Below are 25,887 nucleotides of genomic sequence, written 5' to 3' on the forward strand. Positions count from 1 at the left end.
CTAAGTAGACTCAGGATCCAAAAAAATCGGACAGCCAGGCGCCAATGGCGATTGAAAGCGCTGCGCAGACAGCAATCAGAACTAAGGGAGCGGCGAAAGCCATCAGTACGAGGTACATGCCGCCCGCAAATAACAGCCCGCCAATATTGACGCCCAGTACCATGCAATCATGCACGGAACCTTCATCGACCTGGCAACCCAGCATTTTGGAGGTCCAGACGGTAAGCAAATACGCGACAGCAACCGTGCTCGCGTATCCCAGAGCAGTTTTCCAGGCAACGCCGAATGCCTGGGCCGCGAGCGATTTTCCTGACACCGCATCCCCTTTTTGCCGAACTGGGCCGAAGCGGTCAGCATAGCAGTATTGCCCGGCCTATTTGTAGTCGTCCGGCGTCAGCGCGTACTTCTGCATTTTGTAATACAGCGTTTGCTTGGGCACGCCCAGCGCCGTGCTCACTTCGGTGACGCTGCCGCTAGCCCTGCGCAACTCCTGTTCGATGACGGCGCGCTCGAAGCAGCCCACCTGTTCGGCCAGCGGCAGCGGCGCCATGCTGCGCGCCGACAGCAGGCCGTCGGCACCGCTCGACAATCCCAGCACGAAACGCTCGGCGATGTTGCGCAGCTCGCGCACATTGCCCGGCCAGTCATGCGCCATCAGCGATTGCATCAACGGTCCCGGCACCGGCGGCGCGCTGCGCTTGTAGCGCGCGGCGGCGCCCAGCAGGAAGTGCTCGAACAGCAGCGGGATGTCCTCGCGCCGCTCGCGCAGCGGCGGCAGGTTCAGCACGATCAGGTTCAGGCGGTAGTACAAGTCGCTGCGGAACTTCTGCTGGTCCGACCATTCCTTCAGGTCGACCTTGGCCGCCGCGATCACGCGCACGTCCACCGGCACCGGGCTGTTGGAGCCCAGCCGCTCCACATAGCGCTCCTGCAGCACGCGCAGCATCTTCACCTGCAGCGCCATCGGCAGGCTCTCGATCTCGTCGAGGAACAGCGAGCCGCCGTCCGCGTGCTCGATCTTGCCGACCTGGCGCTTGGCGGCGCCGGTGAAGGCGCCCGATTCATGGCCGAACACTTCGCTCTCGAAAATGGTCTCCGGAATCGCGCCGCAATTGAGCGCGACGAAATTGTGCTGGCGGCGGCGGCTGAACTGGTGCAGGCAGCGCGCCACCATTTCCTTGCCGGTGCCAGTTTCGCCGTAGATCAGCACGTCGGCCGGTTCGTCGGCCAGGTCCAGGATCAGGCGGCGCAGGTCGCGGATCGCGGCCGAATCGCCCAGCAGCGTCGCTTCGATGCCCTCGCCGTGTGCGATGCGGTGACGCAGCGCGGCCACTTCCAGCACCAGCCGGCGCGTCTCCATCGCGCGCTGCACCACGTCGGTCAGCTGCTCCGACGAGTACGGCTTGGCGATGAAATCATAGGCGCCGTCGCGCATGGCGCCGACGGCCATCGTGATATCGCCGTGGCCCGTCACCAGCACCACCGGCAGTTGCGCGTCGATGGCTTTGACTGCGGCCATGAATTCCAGCCCGCTCATGCCGGGCAGGCGCACGTCGCTCACCACCACGCCGTCAAAGCCCGGCGTGATCAGCGGCAGCGCCTGCTCGGCGGTGTGGAAGGCTTGCACCTCGATGCCCGCCAGGTCCAGCGCCTGCGCGCTGCCTGCGCGCACGGTCGGGTCGTCTTCGATCAGTAATACTTTCATGCTGTCTCCTGCTCCGCAATGGGCAACTCGATGATAAACCGGGCGCCGCCCGCGGTCGTGGTTTCGGCCAGCAGCTGGCCGCCAAATTCGCGAATGATCTGCTCGGATATCGCCAGGCCCAGGCCGAGGCCCTTCCCTTGCGGCTTTGTTGTGAAAAATGGTTCGAATAAATGACGGCGGATCGCATCCGGGATGCCCGGTCCGGTATCGGAGACGGCGATCAGCGCCTTCTCAAAACTGCGTGACACGCTGACGGTCAGCTGGCGCGTTTCGCTGTCGGCCATGGCGTCGAGCGCGTTGGTGAACAGGTTGACCAGCACCTGCTCCAGCCGGTTGCTGTCGCACAGCGCGTGCACTTCCGGGCTCTGCATCGACATGCGGAAGTTGACCCGCTCCTGCTCCACCCGCCGCTCGACCAGAAACAGCGCGGCCGTGATGGCGGCCCCCACCGGCACCGGCTTGAGGCTGGCGTCGGCCTTGCGGGCGAACTGGCGCAGCTGGCCGGTCAGCGCGCCCATGCGGCCGACCAGTTGCGAGATGGTGCTCAGGTTGTCCTTGGCCTCGTCCAGGCGGCCGCGCTCGATCAGCACGCGGGCGTTGTCGGACATGGTGCGCAGCGCCGTCAGCGGCTGGTTCAGCTCATGCGTGATGCCGGCCGACATCTGGCCCAGCACCGCCATCTTGCCCGCCTGGACCAGCTCGCTCTGCGCCTGCCGCAGCTTCTGCTCGGCCTGGCGGCGCACGACGTTTTCCTCGCTCAGGTTGTGGGTCATCTGCTGCAGGCTGGCGGTGCGCTCGGCCACCATGGTTTCCAGATGGTCGTAGGCGCGCTGCAGGTCCAGCCGCGCGCGCTGGCGTTGGCGTCCCAGCCGGCGGCGCTGGCGCGCGTACAGCACCAGCATCACCAGCAGCGCCTCCGACAGCCAGGTGAAGATGAAGGCGTTGCGGGCGCTGATCTGGGCCGGCGCCAGGTCCGACAGGTAGACGAACTGCCACTTGCGCGGCGCCAGCGAGCGGGTCTGGCTCAGCATGCGCGCATGGGCGGCCGGCGCCGGCGTGGCGACGATGCTGGCGCCGTTGTCGAGCTTGCTCAATTCGCGCATCCCCAGCGGCAGCAAGGCGTGCGAGAAATACTGGCGCGACGCGTTCAGCTCCTGCAGCACCTCCGCCGACAGCGGCGCCAGCGTGCGGTACTTCCAGTCCTGCACCGAGCTCAGGAAGACAACCCCGTGGGCGTCGGTCAGCATCACCTTGTCGGCGCCCTGCACCCAGCCGCTCTCGAGCGTCTCGATGTTGACCTTGACGGTGGCCACGCCCAGCATGCGGCCGTTGTGATAAATGCCATGCGCGAAAAAGTAGCCCGGCTCGCCGCGCGTGGTGCCGACGCCGTAGAAGCCGCCCGGCGTGCGCCGCAGCGCATCGCGCACATAGGGGCGGAAGGCGACGTTGTCGCCGACGAAGCTGTCCGGCTGGCGCCAGTTGCTGGAGGCCTGGGTCAGGCCTTGCAGGTTGACGATGTAGATGGTGGTGGAGCGGGACAGGCGGTTGACCTGTTCCAGGTAGGTGTTGACCTCGGTGCGCAGGGCTTCATCGTTCGGCCGTTGCAGCAGGTCGATGACGTCCTTGTTCAATTCCAGCGTACCGGGCAGGAAGTCATATTTGGATAGCAGATTCTCCAGGCTGACGGCGTAGCTGTCGAGCCGCTGCGCCCCGGCCAGGCGCAGCTTTTCGATGGCGGCGCTTTCGGTCCAGCGCCAGGCCAGCACCGCCACCACCAGGCAGCACACCAGCAGCAGCAGCCACGGCACGACCCGGCGCAGCAGCCGGCGGCCCGGCCGAGACGGCAAGTCGGTCTGCTGTGCTGCTGCCATAAACTCCCCTGGTGTTATTGTGGTTTCATCGGCTCACATTAAAACACATGGCGCACGCCGAGGTTGAATCCGGTTGTACCGGTACCACTGTCGGTCGCCGTGCCGACATGGAAATTGGCGCCGTTGCGGTTGATGATGTGGCCATACGCAGTGTACAGGTCGGTGCGCACCGACAGTGGATGCAGATAGCCGATCGCCGCCTGGCGCGCGCGCTGGTGCACGGCGCTGTCGTCGCGATGGTCGATGTAGGAGACCAGCAGCTTGTCCGCGCCCACCGACACGGTCAGGCCCAGCATCGCGTCGCGGCTGCCGATGCCCAGCAGGTCCTTGTTGCGCGAATAGGCCCAGTGGCCGGTGACGTCGTTGTAGCGATAGCGGCCGGCCAGCATGGTGTAGCGGGTGTGGGCGGTGGCCAGGGCGTTGTCGCGCTGGTGGTGGGTCAGCACCACGCTCAGCGGACCGTTGTCGTAGCTGACGGCGCCGCTGATGGTGCGGTTCTTGGCGGTGTCGCCCGGCGTTTCGCCGAAGCCGTACAGCAGGTCCGCCGAGAAGCCGCTGTACTTCTTCGTCATGTACTCGACCGAGTTGTCGACCCGCGTGCTCGGGAAGAAAACGTTCTGCACATTGCCGGCGAAGCCGGTGCCGAACGGGTCGGCGACGTCGCGCAGGGCCTTGAAGTACGGCATGTACTGGCGGCCGGCGCTGATGGAGCCCGCCGAGCCGGACAGGCTCACATAGGCCTGGCGGCCGAACAGCAGGCCGCCCTGCCCGGCGGCGCCGGTGTCTATCGTGTAGCCGTTTTCCAGCAGGAAGCCCGCGCTCATGCCGCCGCCCAGGTCTTCCTTGCCCTTGAAGCCGAGGCGCGAGCCGGAGCCCACGCCACTGCTGACGTTCTGCGTGTTACCGGCCGGGCCGCCGCGTTCCAGCACCAGGCCGGCGTCGGCGATGCCGTACACGGTCACGCTCGTTTGGGCTTGTGCTACAGCCGATACCAGCCCCAGCGCCAGAGCGCTCATCACATACTTTTGCATCTTTCAATCTCCTCTAGTTATTTTTCAAGCCGCGCGCATCGTGGCGACGACAGGTTGTTCCACTTCTTCTTCCAAAGCGCCTTCCCACTTGGCGACCACGGCGGTCGCGACAGCGTTGCCGACCGCGTTGGTGGCGGAGCGGCCCATGTCCAGGAACTGGTCGATGCCCATCAACAGCAGCAGGCCGGCTTCGGGGATATGGAATTGATTCAGCGTGGCGGCGATCACCACCAGCGAGGCGCGCGGCACGCCGGCGATACCCTTGGAAGTCACCATCAGTAACAGCAGCATGGTGATCTGGGTGCCCAGCGACAGATCGATGCCGTAGGCCTGGGTGATGAACAGCACGGCGAAGGTGCAGTACATCATCGAGCCGTCCAGGTTGAAGGAGTAGCCCATCGGCAGCACAAAGCTGGAGATCTTGCGTTGCACGCCGAACTGGTCCAGCGCGACCAGCAGTTTCGGATAGGCCGCTTCCGAGCTCGCGGTCGAGAACGCCAGCAGGAAAGGCTCGCGGATCAGGGCCATCAGGCGGAACACGCGCTTGCCGATGAACAGGAAGCCACCCAGGACCAGCAGCGCCCACAGGCACACCAGGCCCAGGTAGAAGCCGCCCATGAACTTGGCGAAGGTGGCCAGGATGCCCAGGCCGTTGGTGGTGATGACCGAAGCCATCGCGGCGAACACGGCCAGCGGGGCCAGGTTCATGATGGCGCCGGTGATGCGCAACATCACCTGGGCCAGCTGGTCGATCACGGCGGTCAGCTTGGCACCCGCTTCGCCCATCGCGCTCAGCGCGCTGCCGAAGAAGATCGAGAACACCAGCACTTGCAGGATCTCGTTATTGGCCATCGCCTCGATCGGCGACTTCGGTACCATGTGGCTGACGAAGTCCTTGAGCGTGAAGGCCGAGGTTTTCAGGCCGGTGGCGGCGTCGATCGCCGGCAGCGGCAGGCCCAGGTGCGTGCCCAGCTGCAGGAAGTTCGACAGCAGCATGCCCAGCGTCAGCGACACCAGCGAAGCGATCACGAACCAGCCCATGGCCTTGATGCCGACCCGGCCGGCGGCCTTGCCGTCGCCCATGTGGGCAATGCCGACCGCCAGCGTGGAGAACACCAGCAGCGAAATGATCATCTTGATCAGACGAAGGAAGACGTCGGTGGCGATCGAGATATTGCTGGCAATACTGGCGCTGAGCGCCTTGTCGGGGAAGGTGTCATGGCAGGCGTAGCCGACACCGATGCCGAGTACCATGGCGATCAGGATGTAGAGCGTTAATGGGCGTTTCTTTTTCACTTGGCTTCTCCAGTTTTTTGTTGTCGTCACCGCTCGGCGTGCGCCGGCGGGTCTATGCTAGTTAGCAATGGTTGTGCCAGCCTTTGACAGACAAAAATTCGGAAGCAAGTCCTTGATTCTAAATATAATTCATTATGGAAACATTTGACGGGCCGCGGCAGACACCCCGAAATCCAAACGCCTGGAGAGGGTCCTGTATGAAAAGTTGGACGCGCCTCAGCCGGCCGGCGGGGTCTGGCTCCACTCGAACCAGCCGCCGTCGTAGACGCTGATGTCGGGCCAGCCCATCAGCCAGGCATAGAAAAACGCCATCGAGGCGCGCCAGCCGGTGCCGCAGTAGAAGGTGACGGGAGTGCCGTGCTCGATGCCGTGCGCGGCCCACGGCGCGACGATGTCCGCCGCCGGCTTCATGCTGCCGTCGGCGCGGTGGTAGGCGCTCATGCTGTTGACGTCGCCGTCCTCGCCCGCCCTGCCCCAGCGCGCGCCGGGGATGTCGCCGGCGGCGATGTAGCTGTAGCCGGAGACCCGGCCCATGAATTCGGCCCTGGTGCGGATGCTGGCCAGCACGCCGTCGCCGCGCGCCAGCAGCGCCTTCACCTGGGCGGTGCTGGCCAGGTACTCGGGACGGGCCGGGAAGGCGATGCCGAACCCGGCCGCCGCCACGCTGGCCGCCGCCGGCCCGTGCGCGCAGGGGTGGCCGCCGGCCAGCCAGCGCGCGTAGCCGCCGTCGAGCAGGCGCACGTCGGCCACGCCGGCGTACAACAGCAGATGCGCCAACCGCGCGGCGGCCAGGTTGTTGCGTCCGTAGAGGATGACGGTGGTGTCGTGGCGCACGCCGCGCGCCAGCAGCAGCGCCAGCAGGGCCTGGTCGGAGACCTTGTTCCACAAGGGTTGCTGCTCGATGTCGCAGGTGTCGAGGTAGGCGGCGCCCGGAATATGGGCCTGCTCGAACAGCACGGCGCCCCCGCAGCCGACCTCGAACAGGCGCCAGCCGGCCGATGGCGCCGCTTCCACCGGGATGCCGGCCGTCAGCGCCGCCAGCCATGCGGGCGTGACGAGCTGGCGCCAGCGGACCAGGTCCCGGCGGAAGTCGGCGGCGATATCGGTGGCAATCATGGTGGAACGGCGCTGCAAGTGTGTAGGGGCCGCTATTTTACGTGATCGCGGACCAGGCACCCGACTTCGGGCGCCTGACGTTGCGGCCAGCTCAGTCGAAACGGTAGCTGATCGCCGCCAGCCCGGAATCGAGCGAGCGGCGGTGCACTGCGGGATTGCTGCGGATGGCGTCGTCCAGCCAGGTGCGGCGCAAGTTGACGACCAAGTACCAGTGTCCGCTCAGCTGCGCTTCCACCAGCAGGCCGGCAAATGGATTGCTGGCCGAGCGCGCGACGCCGTCGTAATAGCGGACGTAGCTGGCCGAGCGGTACTCGACGCCGGCCTGCGGATAGAAGGCGAAGCGGCCCTGGTCGATTTCCGCCGCGTACATCAGGTCCAGCATGGCGCCGTGCGATTTGCCGAGGTCGCGATACAGATTGGCCATGAAGGCACCGGCCGGCGTCACCTGCAAGGTGCCCAGGCCCAGCGGTATCGACGAGCGCTGCTGGGTTTGCGGCGGCGCGCTGCCGCGGTAGCCGTCTTCCAGCACGCGCGTCAGCAGTTCCACGCTGCCGTAGTCTACCGGCGCCAGCTTGACGCCGAAGGTATCGATGCGCGCAAACGCCGGGCCGTAGTCGAAGTTGGCGTATGGGACGGCGCTGCCGCTGCGCGACTGCGCCGGCACCGCGACCGGCGCCACGCTGACGCCCACGCCGATATCGCCCACCAGGCGCGTCTCAGCCTGCTGCACCTGCTGCGCCTGTGCTCCACCGGTGCACAGCAGCGCCAGCAAGGCCCACCGCCAGCCAGCAGCGCTCATCGGAACGTGCAGACGATCAGCGCGACATTGCTGCCGCCGAAGGCGAACGAATTCGACATCGCCGCCTGCAGCGTCAGCCCGCGCCGGCATTCGCGCGGCACGAAGTCCAGATCGCACTCGGGATCGGGACGGTCGAGGAAGGCGGTCGGTGGCACCGCGCCGTGGCGCAGGGCATGCGTGGTCAGCACGAATTCCAGCGCGCCGGCCGCGCCCAGCGTGTGGCCGTGCATGGACTTGGTGGAGCTGACCAGCAGCCCGCGCGCCGCCGGACCGAAGGCTTGCTTGATCGAGGTGGCCTCGGCGACGTCGCCGGCCGGCGTGCCGGCCCCGTGGGCGTTGATGTAGCCGATCGCCGACGGCGGCAAGCCGGACTGCTCCAGCGCCTGCCGCATGGCCCGTTCCTGGCCGTCGGCGTCGGGCTTGGTGATGTGGGTGGCGTCGTTGCTGGTGCCGTAGGCGACCAGCTCGGCCAGGATGGTGGCGCCGCGCGCCTGCGCCGACGCCAGCGATTCCAGCATGACGGCCGCGCCCGCCTCACCCAGCACCAGGCCGCCGCGCCCGGCCGAGAACGGCCGGCACGAACGTTCAGGGTGTTCGGCATCGAGCGGCGCCAGCACGCGCAGCGCGTCCCAGGCGCTGACCACGCCGTAGCTCAGCAAGGCTTCGGAGCCGCCGGCCAGCACGCGGTCGGCGTAGCCGTGGCGGATGTGGCGGTAAGCCTCGCCGATGGCCTGCGCCGACGATACGCAGGCGCTGCTGTAGTTGTTGACGCTGCCCTTGAAGCCGCAGCGCAACGCAATCTGCGCGGCCGCCGCGTTGGTCATGCCGGCCACCACCGACATCGGCCGCACGCGGGTCTTGCCGTCGACGAACAGATCGACATAGCCGGACTCAACGGTGAGCGCACCGCCCATGCCGCTGCCCCAGAACACGCCGCTGCGGTCAGGCGCGACGGTGGCATCCAGGCCCGACTGGGCCAGCGCCTCGCTGGCGGCGGCCCAGCCCAATAGCGCGAAGCGATCGAAGACCGGCAATTCCGAAGTCTTGACCAGCTCGGGCAAGGGGCCGCGGATCTGCGCGGCGGGCGTGCCCGGCCGCTGGCGTTCTCCACCCAGCTGCAGCACGCCGATGCCGCTGTGGCCGGCCAGGGCTTGCTCGAAATTATGGTCGGCGCCGACGCCCAGGGACGAGATCGCCCCCAGGCCGGTGATCACTACGCGCTGCGCGGTCATGCGTTGGCGGCCTTGCCGGCCAGGTAGGTATCGATCTGGTCGGCGATGTCCTGCACCACGACCAGCTTCGGACGCTCATCGCCCACCTCGATGCCGAACTCCTCTTCCAGGTCAAAAATCAGTTCAATCACGGTCAGCGAATCGGCGCCCAGCGCCTCGAGTTCGGTTTGCGGCTGGATGGTGTCTTCGGCTACATCAAGGCTCTTGGCCAGCAGTTTGGCGACGGTTGGAAAGGAATTCATAAAAATAGTCTCGGTATGGTATGTATTAAGCGCGGTTCAGCAGGGCGTCCTCGGACGGCAGGTGCTGGTTGAAAAACGCGATCGTTTCGTCGGCAACGAGTTCTTTCTCATTGTCGAGGGTGATGATGTGGTAGCTGTCGTGCAAGATGATCTTGCGGCGGCTCGGCGAACTGATGCTGCGCTCGACCAGGTCGGCGCTCTTGGTGCTGGCGACGTCGTCTTCCTCGGCGTGGATGATCAGCGCCGGCGCGACCACCTTGGACAGCTGGCTGCGCACCTGCTTGATGAGGCGGTGCGCCTGGAAGATGCCCTCGGCCGACAGGCGCGACGCGCCCGCCGCCGACGAATCGCTGACCTTCATTTCGCGCGCGATCCAGCGGCGCAGGTTTTCATTTTTCAGGCCAAAAGGATAACGTTCCTGGTAGGAGTACCAATGGCGCGCCGGCGTGTAGTACGCCAGCGGCAACAGGAAACGGTATTTCGGGATGCTCCAGCCGTCGTACGACAGAGTAGTGGCCAGCAGGCCCAGGGAGGCGATCTGGTCGCCGCGCTCGATCGCCAGGCGCAAGGCCAGCACCGCGCCGATGCACAGGCCCACCACCGAGACGCTGGCGTGGGTTTGCTTGAGCTGGTCGAACAGGCGCGACACTTCCTCGAACCAGCGCTCGCTGCGCGTGGTGCGGTAGGAGTCGGCTTGGCCGGACGAATAGCCGTAGCCCGGTATTAGCGGAATGACTACAGTGTAGCCTGCACGTTGCAGGCGCTTGCCCACATACTGCATTTCCAGCGGGTTGCCCAGCAGGCCGTGCAATGCCAGCACGGCATGCGGACCGCCTGCCAATTCAATAGTTTTCATACTACCCTGTTCAATAAATTCTTATTATTATTGACTGTGAAACGGCCGCCGAGAGCTGTCGCCGCGAACGTCAAAAAATGGGTCCATCATACCCTCGTTTGGCACCGGAATTCCAGTAGCTACCGCGTCGCGATACCGTCGACATGCAGGTTTTTTCGCCAGGGGATGCATCGTGCGGGCGATCAGGTTGGTATGATCGCCAAGGCGGGAGGTGGATAACGAATTTTATCCAGCCGCAGCTTGCGGTAGGGTGATCACTTCATTACAGATTGGAAAGGCAGCCCGCAGCCCCGGCGGAATTTTAGAGTACAATAACACTCTATACATCCATCATCAGTTGCGGGGGCTGGCATGCGCAAATCGAATGCGGAGGTGGCGGAGACGCGGAAACGTATCCTGTCGACCGCTTCCGGCTTGTTTTTAAGGAATGGCATTTCCGCGACAGCGATTGCCGATGTCATGCTTGCATCCGGGCTCACCCAGGGCGGCTTTTACCGCCATTTCCAGTCGAAGGAGCACCTGGTGGCGGCGGCCAGCGCTGCCGCCTTCGAGCAGATCCGCGCCATGTTCGATGCGGCCACGGCGGGCATGCCGCCGCGCGCAGCCGTCGACCTGATCGTGCAGTACTACCTCAACCAGCACCAGGACACCTCGGCCGGCAATCTTTGCCCGATGGCGAACCTGGCCAGCGAACTCCGGGACGCGGACCAGCAAATCAAGGACGTCGTCACCGACGGCTATGCCCGGTTTGTCAAACTGCTCGCCTCGTATTTGATGCGCCTCGACTACAGCGACTACCTTGGGGTGGCCGAGTCCATCGTCTCCGTGCTGATCGGCGCCGTGTCGGTGTCGCGTGTGGTCACCGATCCCGCCCTCGCCGCCTCCATCCTGCAAAACGCCCAACAAACGGTAAACCTGATCCTGCAAAACGCCGCCACCAGCTCCGGGCTGGAGCCGAACGGCAAGGCCACCGCCGAAGCCTGACGGCAGCCCCGCCCGCAAGCGCTAACCTTGCGGCGCGCTCCAGCCGCCGCCCAGCGATTTGTACAAGGCAATACGGTTCTGCAGTTCGGCCAGGCCGGTCCGGATGGCCTGCTGCTGGGCCGCAAACAAGGCGCGCTGGGCGTCGAGATACTCGAGATAGCTCGCCTCGCCGCTGTCATAGCGCAGCTTGGCCAGGTCGTGCCGCGCCTGCTCGGCTTGCTCCTGCGCCCTGACCGCTTGCAGCTCCTCGCCCAGCGTCGCATGGCCGGCCAGCGCGTCCGCCACCTCGCGGAACGCCACCTGCACGGTTTTTTCGTACTGCACCACCGCGATATCGCGCTCCGCCACGGCCACGCCGAGATTGGCGCGGTTGCGGCCGCCGTCGAAGATCGGCAGCGAAACCTGTGGCAGGAAGCTCCAGGCGCGGCTGCCGGAATCGAACAGGCCACTCAGCTCATCGCTCGATGAACCGAACGCGCCGGTCAGGCTGATGCGCGGGAAGAACGCCGCCCGCGCCACGCCGATGTTGGCGTTGGCGGCGCGCAGCAGCGATTCCTGCTGGCGGATGTCGGGCCGCGCGGTCAGCAGGTCCGACGGCAGGCCGGCCGGCAAGGCCGCGATCGCCTCGCCGTCCCAACGCTTGCCGGGACCGGGCAGCAGCGCTGCCGGTAAGGGCTGGCCGATCAGCACCACCAGCGCGTTCTCGTCCAGCACGCGCTGGCGCTGCGCCTGCAGCACCGCGATCTTGGCGGCCTCCAGCAGCGACTCCGATTGCCGCAGGTCGTAATCCGAATTGGCGCCCGAGGCGCGCAGCAGCGTCTGGCGCTGGTGGGAGGCGCTGCGGCTGTCCAGCGTCTGGCGGGCCAGCGCCAGCAGCTGTTCGTCGGCCAACACCGCCTCGTAGCTGAAGGCCACCTGCGCCACCAGGCTGATCTGCGCGGCGCGCTGTCCTTCCCCGGTCGCGGCAAACCGCTCCAGCGCCGCACCCGACAGATTGCGGACCCGGCCGAACAAGTCCAGCTCGAAGGCCGTGACGCCCAGGCCCGCCGTGTAGCTGGTGAACAGCCCGCCACGGCCGCCGGGCGCGACCAGGTCGGGCACCCGCTGCCGCGCGCCGCTCAGGCCGGCGTTCACGCCGGGCAGCCGGTCGGCCGATTGCACCTGATACAGGGCGCGGGCGCGCTCGATATTCAGGGTCGCCACGCGCAGGTCGCGGTTATGCTCCAGCGCCATGCCGATCAACTGCTTCAATTGCTCGTCCTTGAAGAACGACTGCCACGGCACGCTGCGTGCCGATGGGCCATCGTCCGCGTGTTGCGGCGCGACTGCGGCCGGCCACTCACCGGCCACCGGCAGCGCCGGACGTTCGTAGGTCGGCGCCAGCGAGCAGCCCGCCAGCAGCGCGGCCAGCAGGACCGACGCGCCCCCTAAATGTTTGACGACGATACTCATGCTGCCTCCTTGGATTCCATATCGATCACTTCAACCGCCGGCGCGGAATGCTTGCTGACTTTGAACCACAGCGAATACAGCGCAGGCAGGAACAGCAGGGTCAGCACCGTGCCGACACCGACGCCGCCGATCAGCACATACGCCAGCGGCCCCCAGAAGCTGGAATGGGTCAGCGGGATAAAGGCCAGCATGGCCGCCGCCGCAGTCAGGATCACCGGCCGCGCGCGGCGTACCGTCGATTCGATCACTGCCTGGTACGGCGTCAGTCCGGCGGCCAGGTCGTGCTGGATCTGGTCCACCAGGATCAGCGTGTTGCGCATCAGGATGCCCGCCAGGCCGATCAGGCCGAGGATGGCGTTGAAGCCGAACGGCTGATGGAATACCAGCAGCGTCGGCACCGCGCCCACCAGGCCCAGCGGCGCGGTGGCGAACACCATCCACATGGTGGCGAACGAACGCACCTGCACCATGATCACCGCCAGCATCAGGATGATCATCAGCGGGAACAGCTTGGCCAGCGCCATGTCGGCCTTGGCGCTCTCCTCCACCGCGCCGCCGGTGTCGATGTGGTAGCCGGGCGGCAGGCCGGCCTTGATCTGCTCCAGCTTGGGCAGGATGGCCTTGGTCACGTCCGGCGGCTGGGTGCCGTCGCGGATGTCGCCCTGCACGGCAATATAGCTTTCGCGGTCATAGCGCTTGAGCACAGAGTCTTCCATCCGCGTCTCCAGCCGCGCCACCTGCGACAGCGGCACGCTGGCGCCGCTGTCGTTGGTCAGCGTCAGGTTGCGGATATCGGCCAGGTTGCTGCGCTCGGCGTGCGGACTGCGGATCAGCACGTCCACGGTGCGCACGCCTTCGCGCACCTGGGTCGCGGGGATGCCGTTCAACAGCGCCTGCAACTGGTTGGCCGCGTCGCGCGGCGACAGCCCGACCTGGCGCAGCCGCTCCTGGTCCAGCGCCAGATGCAGCGATGGCGTGCGGTTGCCCCAGTCGAGGTGGACGTCGCGCATGTCGGGGTTCTGCGCCATGACGGCGCGCACCTGCCCGGCCAGCTCGCGCACGCGGTCCAGGTCGGGACCAGCCACGCGGAACAGCACCGGATACGGCACCGGCGGCCCGAACAGGAACTGGCTGACGCGCACGCGCGCCTGCGGGAAGCGGCCCTCGGCGATCATGGTGCGGATTTTCTGCTTCAGGATGTCGCGCTCATGCGGGCCGGCGGTAAGCACGATCAGCTGCGCAAAGGCCGGGTTGGGCAACTCGGGATTGACCGACAGGAAGAAGCGCGGCGTGCCCTGGCCGACATAACTCGACACCAGCTTCGCTTCCAGCTCCTTGCGCAGCGCCTCCTCGATCTGGCGCACGGCAGCGTCGGTGGCGGCAAACGCGCTGCCCGGCGGCAGGTTCACTTCCAGTGTGAGCTCGGGACGTTCGGAATTGGGGAAGAACTGCTTCTGCACAGCGCCCATGCCCACGCCCGCCAGCACGAACATGGCCACGGTGACCGCCGCGGTCAGCCATTTGTGGTCCACGCACCAGCGCACCAGCTGGCGCAGGCGCTTGTAGTTCGGCGTGTTGTAGATGGCGTCGTGGCCGCCGGCCTTGACCGGAATATCCGGCAGCATCTTGACGCCCATATAGGGAATGAACAGCACCGCCACCACCCACGAGGTGATCAGCGCGAAGGCCACCACCCAGAAGATATTGCCGGCATACTCGCCAGCGGTGGAGCGGGCGAAGCCCACCGGCAGGAAGCCGATGATGGTCAACAGCGTGCCCGACAACATGGGCGCCGCCGTCGCGGTCCACGCATGGGTGGCAGCGGCGATGCGGCTCATGCCCTCCTCCATCTTCACCACCATCATTTCGATGGCGATGATGGCGTCGTCCACCAGCAGGCCCAGCGACAGGATCAGCGCGCCGAGCGTGATGCGGTCGAACACGCGTCCGGTCACCAGCATGATGACGAACACCGCGGCCAGCGTCAGCGGCACGGCCGCGGCCACCACCATGCCGACGCGCCAGCCCAGCGTGACCAGGCTGACCACGATCACCACCGCCAGCGCCACCACGAACTTGATCATGAACTCGTTGACGGCGGCCTTGATGGCGAGCGACTGGTCGGAGATCTGGTCCAGCTCGATGCCGGTCGGCAGTTCGCCGCGCAGCGTCTGCTGTGCGGTGCCAAGGTCGTGGCCCAGCTGCAGGCCGTTGTAGCCGCGCTTCATCACCACGCCCAGCACCAGCGATGCCTCGCCCTGGGTACGGATGGCGAAGCTGGCCGGGTCTTCGTAACCACGCCGCACGTCGGCGATGTCGCCCAGCTTGAGCGTGCGGCCGGCGTCGACAATGGGGATGGCTTTGACGCTGTCCACGCTGTCGATGGCGCCGTCCAGGCGCAGCTGCACGCGCGGCCCGCGCGTCTCGACAAAGCCGGCCGAGGTAACGGTGTTCTGCCGGCCCAGCGCATCGATCACCGCCTGCGCCTTGATGCCCAGCGTGGCCAGGCGTTCATGCGAGATCTCGACGAAGATCCGCTGCTGCTGCTCGCCGAGGATATTCACCTTTTGCACACCCGGCACATGCAGCAGGCGCTGGCGGACCTCTTCCGCCTTCAGCACCAGCTGGCGGTGCGGCAGCTTCTTGCCGCTCAAGGAGAACAGCGAAAAATAAACGTCCGAGAATTCGTCGTTGACGAAGGGGCCGATGACGCCGCGCGGCAGATTGATCGCTTCATCGCCCAGCTTTTTGCGCACCTGGTAGAACTGCTCTTCCACCGTTTTGGCCGAGGTGTCGTCCTTCAGGTAGACCTTCATGGTCACCAGGCCCGGCCGCGCGCTGGTCTCCACGCGGTCGTAGGCTTCCAGTTCCTGCAGTCGTTTTTCCAGACGGTCGGCGACCTGTTCCTGCATTTCGTTGGCGGTCGCGCCCGGCCAGCTGACGGCCACGGTCAGGACCTTGACCACGAAGCTGGGATCTTCCGCCCACCCGAGCCGGAAGAAGGCGAACAGGCCGGCTGCGCTGATGGCGATGATCAGGAACAGGGTGATGGCGCGTTCGCGCACGCCGAAGGCGGACAGGTTGAAGCCGCTCATGATCCGCTCCCGGTCCTGGTCTCAGCCAGCAGGCGGACCTTCTGGCCGGCCTTCAGCAGATGGCCGCCGACAGCCACGGCCCGTTCGCCGGCGGCCAGGCCCTGCGACAGGCGGGCCTGCTCTTCGCCCAGTTGCGCCACCGTGACCGGACGCAGGCTGACGGTGGAGGTCTTGTTGTCGATCACCCAGACGGCGGGGCCCTGGCCCTGGTCGGTCAGGGCGCTGACCGGCACGCTGATTCCGGCCGGGGACGCAGTGGCAATGCGGATCGTCACCGTGGCGCCCAGCGGCGCCTGGCCGGCGTCGCCGCCCAAGGTGTAGCGCGCCAGGTAGGTGCGGGTCTGCGGATCGGCGACGGCGGCCAGCTCGCGCAAGGTGGCAGGGGCGGCGCTGCCCGGCTCGCTGTAAAGCGAGGCGCTGGCCGGACGCCTGGCCAGCGCCAGCTCCTGCTCGGGCAGGAAGACCTGCGCCTCGCGCGCTCCCTGGCGCGCCAGCTTGACGACGCTCTGGCCGGCCGATACCACTTGCCCGACATCGGCCGGCACGTCCAGCACGACGCCATCCATGTCGGCCAGCAACACGGCGTAATCGCGCTGGTGCTCGGTTTCGCGCGCCCTGGCGGTCTCGGCGCGAGTCTGGGCGATGGCGGCGTCGGCGGCGGCCTTGGCCTGTTCGTAGGCCTGGGCCGAGGTCGCGCCGTGGGCCAGCAGATTGCGCAGACGCGCCTCCTCCGCCACCGCCTGCACCTGGCGCGCCTGCGCGGCGTCGACCGCCGAGCGCGCGGCGGCCAGCGCCAGATCGTAATCGACCGCGTCGATACGCATCAGGGGCTGGCCCTTATGGACCGTCTGGCCCGGGTCCACCAGGCGCTCGACGATTTTGCCGGCCACCCGGAAACCCAGGTTGCTTTCGGTCCGTGCGTGCACGACGCCGGTGAAACTGGCCACGCCGGATGTGGCCGGCTGGGCGGTGAACCAGGCGACCCTGGCCACAGTGTCCTGCGGTGGCGCCGGTTGACTGCACGCGGCCAGGCCGAGCATTAGTGTGGAGGCGACGGCTGTGCGCCGGGGGAATGTGGGGAATATCGTTTTCATAAGGCCCTCGTAATTTAGAGTTCTAACAAACGCTAAAAATAGATTACACACATAATCTATAAAACTCAAGCCATTTTTGAATTGCCGTCCGCGCCGGACGCCGGCAGCATCAGCCGGATCGTCTGCCGGGCATTGCGCAGGACGTTGGCGGCCGGCGCCGGGCCGGCTGCCAGCCTCGCCAGCAACACCGCGCCGACCATGGTGGCGACGATGGCGTCGGCCAGCCGGGCCGGTTCGGTGTAGCCCGCCTGATCGGCGAGCCAGGCAAAGAACTGCACCAGCCGCTGATAGCCGGCCATCGCGGCGTCCCTGACCTGCTGGTCCGAACGGCATAGTTCGCTTCCCAGGTTGGGCAGCGGGCACAAGCCCTCGCAGCCCTGCTGCTCCGACTGGGAAAGGTACAAATCCACGGCGATGTCGAGCCCTTCCGCCGGCGGTTTACCGCGGATCGCCTCGCTGAAAACGCCGCGCAGCCTGTCGTGGGCAGCGATGCTGGCCTCGACGATCAAGTGTTCCTTGGAGCGGAAGTGGCGGTAGAAGCCGCCCTGTGTCAGGCCGGCTGCGGCCATGATGCTGGCGATGCCGGTCTCGGCCAGCCCGCGCTCCAAAAACATCCTGGTCGCGGCCGACACGATGCGCTTGCGCGTGGCTATCGTTTCGCTTTTTGACTTTTTCATACCGCCACTCCTGTATTTCGGCGCTTTCGGCCTCATTTAGAGTTTTAGTATAATCTATTTTTAGCGTTTAAATGAACGCTAAAATGTCAGAAGAGGTACTGATTGTGATGAATGCAGCGCGGAGTCGGCAAGGCAGGCGATGTCAAGGCCTCGATTTCCTTGGCCGCCGCCGCGCCCCTGCTCGCCCGCGCGTGTCACGTCACCCTCGTGGCAAAGTCATCGAAGCAATCCAACGATTAGAACGTGTGGCGCAGACCCAGGTCGAGCGCCTTGGAGCCGGTCCCCTTGTCGGTGGCGTTGCCGACCTTGAAGACGGCGCCGTTGCGATTGTCGATGGTCGCGTACGATGCGTACAGGTCGGTGCGCTTGGACAGCGCCCGCAGGTAGGCGATACCCCATTGCTGCGCATCCTTGTTGACCTTGGTGCGGTCGTCGTGATGGACCGCGGAGAACAGCACCTTGTTGACGCCGAAAGGCACGGTGACGCCGGCGGTGAAATCACGGCTGTCCTCCAGCCCGGGACCGCGGTTGACAGCGCCCGCCGCATGCACCATCAGCGCACCGAAGTCGTAGCTGGCCACCAGGATGGTGTTGTTGACATGGTCGGTGGCCACGGCGTTATTAATCTGGTGAAAAGCCAGTTGCGCCTTGAGCGGGCCGCCGGCATAGGCCAGCGCGCCGCCCAGCATACGGTTGCGTGCGTTGTCGCCGCCGGTCTCGCCTGCGCCATAGGCCAGGTCCGCGCTGAAACCGGCCATCTCCGGCGTGATCACCTCGACCATATTGTCGGTGCGGGTGTTGGTGGCCATCAGGTTGCCGGCACGCCCGGCCAGGCTGACCGCGCCAAAAGGATCGCCGACATCGCGCAGCGCCTTGTAATACGGCGAATACTGCCGGCCCAGCGTGACAGCGCCGAACTGGCCGCTCAGGCCGACAAAGGCCTGGCGTCCAAACAGCAGCCCCCCTTGGCCGGCGATGCCGGTGTCGGCGTTGAAACCATTCTCCAGCACGAAATTGGCCTTCAGGCCGCCGCCCAGATCCTCCATACCCTTGAAGCCCAGGCGCGAGCCGGAGGCCAGCCCGCTATTCAAGTTCGTCACCTTGCCGGTCGGCGTACCGCTCTCGCGTACCAGGCCGACATCGACGATGCCGTACACGGCCACATTGCTCTGTGCGGCCGCGCCTGCAGCCCACAGCGCAGCAGGCAGTAGCAGCATTTTTAATGATTTTTTCATGTGTTGTTCTCTCATCTGATTGGGGACACCGCAATGGGCTTGCGGCCGGCCTGCCGCATATCGCTGCGGCGGTACAACATCCAGGTGGCGACCAGGCTGCACACTGCCGCTGCCGTCATCCACAGCCCGGGCGCGCCCTTGTCGCCGCTGGCCTCGATCAGCGCGGTGGCGATGGCCGGGGTGAAGCCGCCGAACAGCGCCGTGGCCAGGCTGTAGGCCAGGGAAAAGCCCGCGGTACGCACTTCCACCGGCATCACTTCGGTCAGCGCCACCACCATCGCGCCGTTGTAGCTTGCGTACAGGAAGGACAACCACAACTCCACCGCCAGCATCCGGCCAAAACTCGGATCGGCCACCAGCCAGCACATGGCCGGATAGGCGGTGAGGACGGTCAGCAAGGCAAAGACCAGCAACAGGGGGCGACGGCCAACCCGGTCGGACAAGGAGCCCATCAGCGGCAGCCAGATGAAGTTGGACAGGCCCACGCACAGCGTCACGATCAGGCTGTCGCCGGTGCTGAGCTTGAGCACGGTCTTGCCGAAGGTCGGCGTATAGATGGTGATGAGATAGAACGATACCGTGGTCAGCGCCACCAGCATCATGCCGGACAGCACCAGCCCCCAGTTATCCAGCATCGAACGCAGGATGGCGCGCAGGGTCGGGCGATGGGTGCGGCGCTGGAACTCCTCGGTCTCCTGCAGCGAACGACGGATCGCGAACAGCACCGGCACGATCAGGCAGCCGATGAAGAAGGGAATGCGCCAGCCCCATGCCCCCATCTGCGCCGGGGTGAAGCACAGGTTCAGGCCGTAGCCCAGCGCGGCAGCGGTGATGATCGCGACCTGCTGGCTGGCCGACTGCCAGCTGACGTAGAAGCCCTTGCGGCCCGGCGTGGCCATCTCCGCGAGATACACCGAGACGCCACCGAGCTCGGCGCCGGCGGAAAAGCCCTGCAGCAAGCGGCCGATCAGCACCAGCGCCGGCGCCAGCGCGCCGATGGTGGCGTAGCCGGGCACGCAGGCGATCAGCACCGTTCCCAGCGCCATCAGGCCCAGCGTGACGATCAAGCCCTGGCGGCGTCCGGCCCGGTCGACATAAGCACCCAGTATGATCGCGCCCAGCGGCCGCATCAGGAAGCCGGCGCCAAAGGTCATCAGCGTCATCATCAGCGACGCGACCTCGTTATCGGACGGGAAAAACGCCTTGGCGATGGCCGTCGCGTAAAACCCGAACAGGAAAAAATCGAACATTTCCATGAAATTGCCGCTGGTAACGCGCAGCACCATGCCGACGCGCGATTGCGTCTTGGTTGAAGTGGCAGTCATTGTGATCTCGCTTGCCGCGCGTCGGCGGCATCAGGTGGGAAAAAAACTTGGAGAAGGCTCAGTTACCCGGCAAAGGATCGAGGCCGCTGGCGACCACTGCCTCGCGTGCCTCCGGCGCGGCCAGGAAGCGCAGCAGCTTGCGGGCGGCCTCGGGATGGCGCGCCTGCACCGGGATGCCGGCGGCGAAACGGGTCACGCTCTGCACCGCCTCCGGGATGCGGGCGACAAAGGTGACGCCGCGCACCGGCAGGATCTCGCTGACCTGCTGGAAGCCCAGCTCATACTTGCCCTCCGCCACCTGCATGGCGACCGGAGTCTTCTGCACCATATGGGCCTTGGGTTTGACGGCCGCTTCGATGTCGAGTTTTTTCAGCAGCTCGCGCTCGATGTAGACTCCGCTGGCGCTGTCGGAATAGGCGATCGAATCGGCCCCGAGCAAGGCCGCCTTGAACGCCTCGACAGTCGAGATGTCAGGCAGCGCGTGGCCGGCGCGCACCACCATGCCGATGCGGGAGTCGGCCAGCTCGGTGCGGCTGGCCGGATCGACCTTGCCCTGCGCGATCAGCTGGTCAAGCGCGTAGCCCACCATGATGACGACATCGGCCGGCTCGCCGCGCGCCAGGCGGTTGGGAATCGCCTCCGGCGACTTGCCCATCGACGGGCCCCAGGCGGTGACCAGCGTGTCGCCGCTGGCCGCCTCGTAGCGCGGCTTGAGCGCAAGATAGGCCGCCGTATAGCCGCCGGAATTCATGACGTCCAGTTGTTCGGCGGAGGCTGCCGGAATGGCGAACGCCAGCACAACGGCCAGCTTGGCTGCGCGTGCAATAGATGTCAGCATGAGAATCTCCTGTTTTATGATCAGATTTTTGTCTGGTCATTATCAGGAGCTTCATTACGAAAGTAAAATGCATACTTTCTTCGTATTGATACCCACCGGGCATCAATCAGGCGATCAGCGCCGCCTTCAGTTCCTCATACAAATGCTGGGCCGCCGGCGCGAACACCCGGCCGGAACGGCGGATAATGCCCAGCGTGCGTTCGATGCCCGGCGCGGTCAGGGGCACGGCGCGCAGCATGGCGCCGGTGGCGCCGCCCGGCATGGACAGCTGGGGCACCACGGCAGCCCCCAGTCCCGCGCGCACCAGCTCCAGCAAGGTCGACACGTGGCGGACCTCGATAAACGAGGCCGGCCGTTGCTCGGCCGGCGCCATGGCTTGGTCCAGCAGCAGGCGGTTGCCGCTGGACTTGGCCACGGTCATGTACGGATATTTGCCGATATCGTCCCAGCTGACCGAGCTGTGCCGCGCCAGCGGATGGTCGGGCAGGCAAGCCAGGACGAAACGTTCCTTGAGAATGGGTTCGAAGCCGATGCCCGGTTCGCCCGCGCCAAGAAAGTTGACGCCAAAATCGGCCTCGCCGCGGGCGACGATGTTCAACACCTCGTGCGCGCCCTCGTCGGCCACGCGCACGCGCACGCCCGGCAGCGCGGCATGGAAGCGCTGCAGGATGGGCGGCAGGAAATGATGCGCCACCGACGGCACACAGGCGACAGTCACCTGGCCTGAGTAAGTGCGGGACAAGTCGCTGATCTGGTGCAGCGAACGTTCGACGCCGTCAAGGATCTCCAGCGCCCGCACGAAGAACTCGCGGCCCATCAAGGTCAGCGACACGCGCCGGGTGCTGCGCTCGAACAGCTTGACGTTCAACGCCTCTTCCAGCTTGGCGATGCGGCGCGACAGCGCCGGCTGCGACAGGTGCAAGGCCGTCGCGGCGGCGCGAAAGCCACCCTGCTCCACCACCGCCACCATCGCCCGCAAATCACTTAAATCAAAACGCAACTGACTCATGTTTTCCAATTTTCCATTTCGGAATAGTTTTATGCCGAAGTAGCATAAATCGGCCGTCCCGCGATCCTACACTAGGTGCGTCTCTCAAGGTTTTCCCGTGGAAATACTCCACCGGCCGGCCCGCAGGAGCCACTTAAAAATACAGATCAATACAGTTCTTACATCGGGAGCGGGACTAGCATGAGAAGCGTTAAATTAACTACATGGATTATGATCGCGATGATCCTGGGGATAGCGGTGGGGGCCGTCTGTCACAGCCAGGCCGCCACGGCTGCCGCCGCCAAGGATATCGCCGGGTATTTCAGCCTGATCACCGACCTGTTCCTGCGACTGATCAAAATGATCATCGCTCCGCTGGTCTTCGCCACCCTCGTCAGCGGCATCGCCAGCATGAGCGATGGCAAGGCCCTGGGTCGTATCGGCATCAAGGCCTTCACCTGGTTCGTGCTGGCCTCGCTGATTTCACTGTCGCTGGGTTTATTGTTTTCCAATCTGCTGCATCCCGGTCAGGCGCTGGGTCTGCCTTTGCCCGAACTGGGCGCAGCGACCAAGCTGAGCACCGCGAGCCTCAACCTCAAGGACTTCGTGACCCATCTCGTTCCGAAGAGCTTCTTCGAAGCGATGGCGAATAACGAAATCCTGCAGATCCTGGTGTTCTCCATCTTCTTTGGCTGCGCCGTGGCATCCGCGCGGCCGGGGGAAGCGGTCACCGTGGTCAAATTCGCAGACGAGGTCTCGGGCGTCATGTTGCGCCTCACCGGCTACGTGATGCGCTTCGCCCCGCTCGGCGTGTTTGCCGCCATGGCGGCGGCGATCACCGTCCAGGGCTTCGGCGCGATTGCCACCTACGGCAAGCTGTTGGGCAGCTTCTTCCTGGCCCTGACGGTGCTGTGGGCGGTGCTGATCGGCGCCGGCTTCGCCTTCATCGGGCCGCGGGTCTTTAAGCTGCTGACCATGCTGCGCGAGCCCATCATGCTGGGCTTCTCGACGGCCAGCAGCGAATCCGCTTATCCTAAACTGCTGGAACAGCTGGAGAAATTCGGCCTGGATAACAAGATCACCGGCTTCGTGCTGCCTCTCGGTTACTCGTTCAACCTGGACGGCTCCATGATGTACCAAGCCTTCGCCGCGCTCTTCATCGCCCAGGCCTACAACATCGACATGTCGCTCACCCAGCAGCTGACCATGCTTCTGGTCTTGATGGTGAGTAGCAAAGGCATGGCGGGCGTACCGCGCGGTTCGCTGGTGGTGGTCGCGGCCGTGCTGCCCATGTTCGGGCTGCCGGAAGCCGGCCTCCTGCTCATCATGGGCATCGACCAGATCTTCGACATGGCGCGCACCGCAACCAATGTACTGGGCAACGGTATCGCCACCGCAGTCGTGTCCAAATGGGAGTCCAGTCCAGTTGCCCATGCCGCAAACCGCCCGGTGATCGCCACCGCCCCCTGAGCAAGCTATGTACACTGAGCCACCGGGCAAGCCGGTGGCTTTTAACTTTGATGGAGTTATCTATGTCCCGCTTTTCAAAAATCACAATCGGCGCCCTGCTCTGCATCGGCATGTCCACGCTCTGCCAGGCGGAAACCCCGGCAGGCACGCTGCAAAAAATCGCGGCCAGCGGCACCATCGCCGTCGGCTACCGCCCGGTGTCGGTGCCGTTTTCCATGCGTAGCGGCAGCGCGGCCCCCACCGGTTACACACTCGATCTGTGCGCGCACATCATCGACAACATCGGCAAGGAATTGGGGAAGAGCCTCAAGGTAACGTACGTGGAGGTCAAGTCGAGCGACCGCATCCAGAAACTGCTGGATGGCGAGATCGATCTGGAATGCGGCTCAACCACCAACACCCGCGAGCGCGCGGAACAGGTCACCTTCGCGAATACGACATTCGTGACATCGAGCCGGATTTTGACGCATGCCTCCAGCACCATCAAAAGCGTGGCCGGGTTGAAAGGACAGCGCGTCGCCATTGCACAGGGCGCCAGCGTGGCACCGCTGCTGAGCAAAATCGATATGGAACAGGGATTGAACATCCACTACGTGCGGGTGAAGGACTTCACCGACGGTTTCCAGGCGCTCGACAGCGGCAAGGTCGACGCGTTTGTCAGCGACGATATCCAGTTCGCGCAGTATATCGCGCACTCCACTCATCCCAAGGACTATGCGGTGGTTGGCGAACCCATCTCGATCGATGCGCTGGGGATCATGATGAGAAAACAGGATGTTCAGTTGCACGCCATCGCCAATCGAACGCTGTCGGCGCTGGTGGCTAGCGGTGAGTTCAACAAGATATATGCCAAATGGTTTATCACGCCGTCGTTGCAGTTCCCGATGAGCGACGCGCTGAAGAAATTGTTGAAAAACCCGAACAACCAAGCTAATTAAATAAATCGAACGGGCGGCCATGCCGGCAACGGCGGCCGCCCGTTTTCCCGTTTACGCTGGCGCACCGCCTCGCGCCAGTTCAACGCAGCGGCGCGCCAGGATCGCGGTGGGATCAAGCAGCACGATACTGAGTTCACCAAGCGGAAACGCCGCGTCTTCACGCAACAGCAATGGCAATTCGGTGCAGCCCAGTATCACCACGCTGGCGCCGGCTTGCACCAGATGGCTCAGCGCCAGCATCAGATCGTCCCTGCACTCCCCCTCCAGATAGCCTGCCTTGATCCCCCGCTCGCCGTAGATGGCGCGCATCACCAATTCCTGGTGGGCCTGGTCCGGGACCAGCAACTCAAACGGCGCGCCCGCCGCCGCGTCATGATAGACACGGCTCTGTATGGTGCCGCTGGTCGCCAGCAAGCCCACGCGCCGATGGCCAGCGTGATGCCGTTCGATGTGGCTCACCGTCTCGTGCAGCATATTGATGATCGGTACGGCGACCTGCCCGCTGATGCGTTGCAGGTAAGCGTGGGCGGTATTGCAGGGAATCGCGATCAGGTCGGCATGATTGGCTTCCAGGCGCTTGCAGGCGGCATAGATGGCCAGCGTCGGATCCTCGCCGTCGCCGATCAGGTTGGCGGTGCGGTCGGGGATCTGCGGGTTATGCTCGACGATTAGTTTGACGTGCTCCTGATCGCGGCCGGCGTGCGTGTTCACGATGATCTTGTCCATGAAATCAACCGTCGCGGCCGGACCAACGCCGCCGATGATGCCGATCTTGAAAGACTGAGGCGGCATCTGCTCGCGGATCGTGAGCGCGTGGTCGACATAGGCCTGGTTGCTGTCCATCGCCGGTATGCCGGCCACGTTGAGCAGGCTCGATATCATGGCGATTTCCGTCGTGCCCGGCACGATCAGATCCGCGCCTTGCGCCATCAGGTCATGGCACGCCTCCAGCAGCAACGCCACCGCCGCCGGAGAGCGGTCATGGGCTTTGAGCCCGCCGGGACCGTACACCGCCTCCATCACGCAATCCCGCTGTATCCGCGGCGCCGGATAGAGCACACGATAGCCCGCCGGTTCCAGATGCCGTTCGAACAACCGCTGGCCAAGCACATAGTCGGAGGTCAGCACCCCCACAGTGCGCGCGTGGGGGCTGTTTTGCCGGAGCGCCGCCAACAGGGCATCCATCAGACTGATGATCGGCAGGCGCAGCTCATTGCGTAATTGATGCAGGAAAGTATGGCTGATAAAACAAGGCAGCATCGCACAGTGCGCGCCCGCCTGTTCATAGTGCTGCAGCATGTCGTAGATGTAGAGCTTGCGGCCGGCCAGTTCAGGCGTTCCGCCTTCCAGCCGGTCCCCGCCCTGGAACGGGTGCTGCTCATACAAAACGGCATAGTCGTCGGCATGGTCTCCTGCCGCGATACTGCGCAACATTTTGCCGTGCACGTCTGCGCCCGCCAACGCGCCGAGACCGCCTATGATGCCGATGCAGGTTTTCGCGGAATCGGCGGCGGTGGGAAATTTAGATGTATGAGACATAAGCTTTGTGGTATCCGGGAGACATTCCATACAATATCCGAGTCCGACCACCAGGTTATGCAATTTAGACCTGACCTCATGCGACACAAGCATAGCAAAATATC

The 25,887-nt window shown here is 65.0% G+C and carries 22 protein-coding genes; 3 read left to right on the forward strand and 19 right to left on the reverse strand.

Annotation, left to right across the window (positions count from 1 at the left end):
• Nucleotides 1-10 precede the first annotated feature (10 nt).
• From ACEN9O_RS28115 to ACEN9O_RS28160, 10 genes are all read right to left on the reverse strand, one after another.
• Complete coding sequence (locus ACEN9O_RS28115) at nt 11-316, reverse strand: hypothetical protein (RefSeq protein ID WP_495615084.1); 306 nt, start codon at nt 314-316, stop codon at nt 11-13.
• A 57-nt stretch (nt 317-373) separates the two neighbouring features.
• Nucleotides 374-1,705 carry a sigma-54-dependent transcriptional regulator gene (locus ACEN9O_RS28120; protein WP_495615085.1) on the reverse strand — a complete coding sequence of 444 codons (1,332 nt, stop codon included), beginning with the start codon at nt 1,703-1,705 and terminating at the stop codon, nt 374-376.
• The gene (locus ACEN9O_RS28125; protein ID WP_495615086.1) at nt 1,702-3,576 is read right to left on the reverse strand and encodes a sensor histidine kinase; all 1,875 of its coding nucleotides are present in this window, start codon (nt 3,574-3,576) and stop codon (nt 1,702-1,704) included. The genes ACEN9O_RS28120 and ACEN9O_RS28125 overlap by 4 nt, the downstream gene beginning before the upstream one ends.
• A gap of 38 nt (nt 3,577-3,614) precedes the next feature.
• Nucleotides 3,615-4,607, reverse strand: a complete 993-nt coding sequence (locus ACEN9O_RS28130; protein ID WP_495615087.1) for a porin — start codon at nt 4,605-4,607, stop codon at nt 3,615-3,617.
• A 24-nt stretch (nt 4,608-4,631) separates the two neighbouring features.
• Nucleotides 4,632-5,903, reverse strand: a complete 1,272-nt coding sequence (locus tag ACEN9O_RS28135; protein ID WP_495615088.1) for a dicarboxylate/amino acid:cation symporter — start codon at nt 5,901-5,903, stop codon at nt 4,632-4,634.
• Between the two features lie 216 nt (nt 5,904-6,119).
• The gene (locus ACEN9O_RS28140; protein WP_495615089.1) at nt 6,120-7,019 is read right to left on the reverse strand and encodes a sulfurtransferase; all 900 of its coding nucleotides are present in this window, start codon (nt 7,017-7,019) and stop codon (nt 6,120-6,122) included.
• A gap of 91 nt (nt 7,020-7,110) precedes the next feature.
• Entirely contained in the window at nt 7,111-7,818 is a 708-nt protein-coding gene (locus ACEN9O_RS28145) for a MipA/OmpV family protein (protein WP_495615090.1), read from the reverse strand.
• Nucleotides 7,815-9,050 carry a beta-ketoacyl-[acyl-carrier-protein] synthase family protein gene (locus ACEN9O_RS28150; RefSeq protein ID WP_495615091.1) on the reverse strand — a complete coding sequence of 412 codons (1,236 nt, stop codon included), beginning with the start codon at nt 9,048-9,050 and terminating at the stop codon, nt 7,815-7,817. The genes ACEN9O_RS28145 and ACEN9O_RS28150 overlap by 4 nt, the downstream gene beginning before the upstream one ends.
• Nucleotides 9,047-9,292: a phosphopantetheine-binding protein gene (locus ACEN9O_RS28155; RefSeq protein WP_116989858.1), complete on the reverse strand. Its 246-nt coding sequence runs from the start codon at nt 9,290-9,292 to the stop codon at nt 9,047-9,049. Before ACEN9O_RS28155 ends, ACEN9O_RS28150 begins: the two co-directional genes overlap by 4 nt.
• A gap of 25 nt (nt 9,293-9,317) precedes the next feature.
• A complete protein-coding gene (locus ACEN9O_RS28160; protein WP_495615092.1) occupies nt 9,318-10,148 on the reverse strand; it encodes an alpha/beta hydrolase in 831 nt (276 codons plus the stop codon).
• A 351-nt stretch (nt 10,149-10,499) separates the two neighbouring features.
• On the opposite strand from ACEN9O_RS28160, the gene ACEN9O_RS28165 reads away from it, so the two are divergent.
• Entirely contained in the window at nt 10,500-11,132 is a 633-nt protein-coding gene (locus ACEN9O_RS28165) for a TetR/AcrR family transcriptional regulator (RefSeq protein WP_495615093.1), read from the forward strand.
• A gap of 21 nt (nt 11,133-11,153) precedes the next feature.
• On the opposite strand, the gene ACEN9O_RS28170 is transcribed toward ACEN9O_RS28165, so the two are convergent.
• The 8 genes from ACEN9O_RS28170 to ACEN9O_RS28205 form a co-directional block, all read right to left on the reverse strand.
• On the reverse strand, nt 11,154-12,584 hold the full coding sequence (locus tag ACEN9O_RS28170) for an efflux transporter outer membrane subunit (RefSeq protein WP_495615094.1): 1,431 nt from the start codon (nt 12,582-12,584) through the stop codon (nt 11,154-11,156).
• Nucleotides 12,581-15,679, reverse strand: a complete 3,099-nt coding sequence (locus ACEN9O_RS28175; RefSeq protein ID WP_495615095.1) for an efflux RND transporter permease subunit — start codon at nt 15,677-15,679, stop codon at nt 12,581-12,583. The genes ACEN9O_RS28170 and ACEN9O_RS28175 overlap by 4 nt, the downstream gene beginning before the upstream one ends.
• Entirely contained in the window at nt 15,676-16,773 is a 1,098-nt protein-coding gene (locus tag ACEN9O_RS28180) for an efflux RND transporter periplasmic adaptor subunit (RefSeq protein WP_495615096.1), read from the reverse strand. Before ACEN9O_RS28180 ends, ACEN9O_RS28175 begins: the two co-directional genes overlap by 4 nt.
• Before the next feature lie 65 nt (nt 16,774-16,838).
• Nucleotides 16,839-17,450 carry a TetR/AcrR family transcriptional regulator gene (locus ACEN9O_RS28185; protein ID WP_495615097.1) on the reverse strand — a complete coding sequence of 204 codons (612 nt, stop codon included), beginning with the start codon at nt 17,448-17,450 and terminating at the stop codon, nt 16,839-16,841.
• 236 nt (nt 17,451-17,686) lie between these two features.
• A complete protein-coding gene (locus ACEN9O_RS28190) occupies nt 17,687-18,685 on the reverse strand; it encodes a porin (RefSeq protein WP_495615098.1) in 999 nt (332 codons plus the stop codon).
• An 11-nt stretch (nt 18,686-18,696) separates the two neighbouring features.
• Complete coding sequence (locus ACEN9O_RS28195) at nt 18,697-20,010, reverse strand: MFS transporter (RefSeq protein WP_495615099.1); 1,314 nt, start codon at nt 20,008-20,010, stop codon at nt 18,697-18,699.
• 58 nt (nt 20,011-20,068) lie between these two features.
• The gene (locus ACEN9O_RS28200; protein ID WP_495615100.1) at nt 20,069-20,848 is read right to left on the reverse strand and encodes a substrate-binding domain-containing protein; all 780 of its coding nucleotides are present in this window, start codon (nt 20,846-20,848) and stop codon (nt 20,069-20,071) included.
• A 106-nt stretch (nt 20,849-20,954) separates the two neighbouring features.
• Entirely contained in the window at nt 20,955-21,857 is a 903-nt protein-coding gene (locus ACEN9O_RS28205; protein WP_495615101.1) for a LysR family transcriptional regulator, read from the reverse strand.
• Between the two features lie 180 nt (nt 21,858-22,037).
• Between ACEN9O_RS28205 and ACEN9O_RS28210 the strand changes: the two genes are divergently transcribed.
• Both ACEN9O_RS28210 and ACEN9O_RS28215 read left to right on the forward strand, forming a co-directional pair.
• The gene (locus tag ACEN9O_RS28210) at nt 22,038-23,306 is read left to right on the forward strand and encodes a dicarboxylate/amino acid:cation symporter (RefSeq protein WP_495615102.1); all 1,269 of its coding nucleotides are present in this window, start codon (nt 22,038-22,040) and stop codon (nt 23,304-23,306) included.
• Between the two features lie 62 nt (nt 23,307-23,368).
• Nucleotides 23,369-24,244: an amino acid ABC transporter substrate-binding protein gene (locus ACEN9O_RS28215; RefSeq protein WP_495615103.1), complete on the forward strand. Its 876-nt coding sequence runs from the start codon at nt 23,369-23,371 to the stop codon at nt 24,242-24,244.
• A gap of 51 nt (nt 24,245-24,295) precedes the next feature.
• Here the strand turns inward: ACEN9O_RS28215 and cuyB are convergent, their stop codons facing one another.
• Entirely contained in the window at nt 24,296-25,783 is a 1,488-nt protein-coding gene (cuyB, locus tag ACEN9O_RS28220; RefSeq protein WP_495615104.1) for a cysteate racemase, read from the reverse strand.
• Nucleotides 25,784-25,887 lie beyond the last annotated feature (104 nt).

The organism is Duganella sp. Dugasp78 (assembly GCF_059491455.1).

Coding starts and splice junctions, on each gene's coding strand:
- ACEN9O_RS28120 (WP_495615085.1), bottom strand. CDS start 1,705: ATGAAAGTATTACTGATCGAAGACGACCCGACCGTGCGCGCAGGCAGC.
- ACEN9O_RS28125 (WP_495615086.1), bottom strand. CDS start 3,576: ATGGCAGCAGCACAGCAGACCGACTTGCCGTCTCGGCCGGGCCGCCGG.
- ACEN9O_RS28130 (WP_495615087.1), bottom strand. CDS start 4,607: ATGCAAAAGTATGTGATGAGCGCTCTGGCGCTGGGGCTGGTATCGGCT.
- ACEN9O_RS28140 (WP_495615089.1), bottom strand. CDS start 7,019: ATGATTGCCACCGATATCGCCGCCGACTTCCGCCGGGACCTGGTCCGC.
- ACEN9O_RS28145 (WP_495615090.1), bottom strand. CDS start 7,818: ATGAGCGCTGCTGGCTGGCGGTGGGCCTTGCTGGCGCTGCTGTGCACC.
- ACEN9O_RS28150 (WP_495615091.1), bottom strand. CDS start 9,050: ATGACCGCGCAGCGCGTAGTGATCACCGGCCTGGGGGCGATCTCGTCC.
- ACEN9O_RS28155 (WP_116989858.1), bottom strand. CDS start 9,292: ATGAATTCCTTTCCAACCGTCGCCAAACTGCTGGCCAAGAGCCTTGAT.
- ACEN9O_RS28160 (WP_495615092.1), bottom strand. CDS start 10,148: ATGAAAACTATTGAATTGGCAGGCGGTCCGCATGCCGTGCTGGCATTG.
- ACEN9O_RS28165 (WP_495615093.1), top strand. CDS start 10,500: ATGCGCAAATCGAATGCGGAGGTGGCGGAGACGCGGAAACGTATCCTG.
- ACEN9O_RS28170 (WP_495615094.1), bottom strand. CDS start 12,584: ATGAGTATCGTCGTCAAACATTTAGGGGGCGCGTCGGTCCTGCTGGCC.
- ACEN9O_RS28175 (WP_495615095.1), bottom strand. CDS start 15,679: ATGAGCGGCTTCAACCTGTCCGCCTTCGGCGTGCGCGAACGCGCCATC.
- ACEN9O_RS28180 (WP_495615096.1), bottom strand. CDS start 16,773: ATGAAAACGATATTCCCCACATTCCCCCGGCGCACAGCCGTCGCCTCC.
- ACEN9O_RS28185 (WP_495615097.1), bottom strand. CDS start 17,450: ATGAAAAAGTCAAAAAGCGAAACGATAGCCACGCGCAAGCGCATCGTG.
- ACEN9O_RS28190 (WP_495615098.1), bottom strand. CDS start 18,685: ATGAAAAAATCATTAAAAATGCTGCTACTGCCTGCTGCGCTGTGGGCT.
- ACEN9O_RS28195 (WP_495615099.1), bottom strand. CDS start 20,010: ATGACTGCCACTTCAACCAAGACGCAATCGCGCGTCGGCATGGTGCTG.
- ACEN9O_RS28200 (WP_495615100.1), bottom strand. CDS start 20,848: ATGCTGACATCTATTGCACGCGCAGCCAAGCTGGCCGTTGTGCTGGCG.
- ACEN9O_RS28205 (WP_495615101.1), bottom strand. CDS start 21,857: ATGAGTCAGTTGCGTTTTGATTTAAGTGATTTGCGGGCGATGGTGGCG.
- ACEN9O_RS28210 (WP_495615102.1), top strand. CDS start 22,038: ATGAGAAGCGTTAAATTAACTACATGGATTATGATCGCGATGATCCTG.
- ACEN9O_RS28215 (WP_495615103.1), top strand. CDS start 23,369: ATGTCCCGCTTTTCAAAAATCACAATCGGCGCCCTGCTCTGCATCGGC.
- cuyB (WP_495615104.1), bottom strand. CDS start 25,783: ATGTCTCATACATCTAAATTTCCCACCGCCGCCGATTCCGCGAAAACC.